Raw genomic sequence first — 1170 nt, forward strand, 5'->3', positions numbered from 1 at the left:
GGCCTCTCCACGAGGACGTGCTTGCCGGCGCGCAGGGCGGCCAGGGCGACGTCCAGGTGCGTGCCCGCCGGGGTGGCCACCGCGACCGCGTCGACCTCCGGGTCGGCGAGGACCGCCTCGTAGTCGCCGGTCGCCTGGACGGTGGAGTATCCGCCGAGCACCTGCCGGGCCCGGTCCACGTTCAGGTCGCAGAGCCACCGCAGCCGGAACCGGTCACTGGACTGGAAGTTGCGGACGAGATTGGGGCCCCAGTAGCCCGCGCCGACGACGGCGACACCTAAGGGGGCGGACCCCTTGCCGGTGTCGCCCGCGCCCTGCCCCGCGTCCTTCGCGGTGTCCTTCACGGCGTTCCCCTTCCTTCCGCGCACGCCGGACGGCGTGTCGCCAACGCATGGCCGGGACGCGTGTGATGGAGGGAAATGCCGTCGACGGCAGCCCGGACGCCTACGCGTCCCGTGCGTGACCTGCTCAACGGTGATGGCCCCCCACAACCGATGCTCTGCGTGATACGCGTGCTTCGCCCCCCGGCCCGACCGCCTGTTCCCCACAAGCAGCCGAACCCGTACCGCCACCGCTCCGGGCCGTCTCGGCCCGTTCCGGATCCCGGCGTCGCCGAAGCGTGCCGAATCCGGTCGGCGCCGCTCAATCTAGTCCACCGGGCGTACCCCCGGGCAGAGTTGACGTAATCACCTGGTGCGGGTGTTCGACCGTGCATACTGCCCGGGTGACCAGCATCGTGATACCGGCCCACAACGAAGGCCGGGTCATCGGCCGGCTCCTCGACGCGCTCCTGGCCGACACCTCGGCGACCGGGCCCGACATCGTCGTGGTGTGCAACGGCTGTACGGACGACACCGCCCGCGTGGCCGGCGGGCGCGGGGACCGCGTGCGCGTGGTGGAGGTGCCGACTCCCTCCAAACACCACGCACTTCGGGTCGGCGACGAGCACGCCCGGGGCTTCCCCCGGCTGTACGTGGACGCCGACGTCGTCGTCGGGGCCGCCGACGTACGGGCCCTCGTGGCCGCCCTCGACCGGAGCCCGGAACTGCTCGCCGTCGCCCCCGGCCGGGACATTCCGCTCGCCGGCTGCGCCTGGCCGGTCCGGGCGTACTACCGGGTGTGGCAGCGGCTGCCCGCCGTCCGTGAGGGCCTGTTCGGCCGGGGGGTCAT

At 73.1% G+C, this 1170-nt stretch carries 2 protein-coding genes; one reads left to right on the forward strand and one right to left on the reverse strand.

Annotated features, from left to right (window positions below):
- The coding region (locus ACFWVD_RS28705; protein ID WP_379248038.1) for a Gfo/Idh/MocA family protein at window positions 1–344 on the reverse strand (344 nt) is incomplete at its 3' end.
- A 380-nt stretch (window positions 345–724) separates the two neighbouring features.
- Between ACFWVD_RS28705 and ACFWVD_RS28710 the strand changes: the two genes are divergently transcribed.
- A partial coding sequence (locus ACFWVD_RS28710; protein ID WP_379248040.1) for a glycosyltransferase occupies window positions 725–1170 on the forward strand: 446 nt, incomplete at its 3' end.

Source organism: Nocardia sp. NPDC058666 (assembly GCF_042714895.1).
In the GTDB taxonomy this organism is placed as follows: domain Bacteria; phylum Actinomycetota; class Actinomycetes; order Mycobacteriales; family Mycobacteriaceae; genus Nocardia.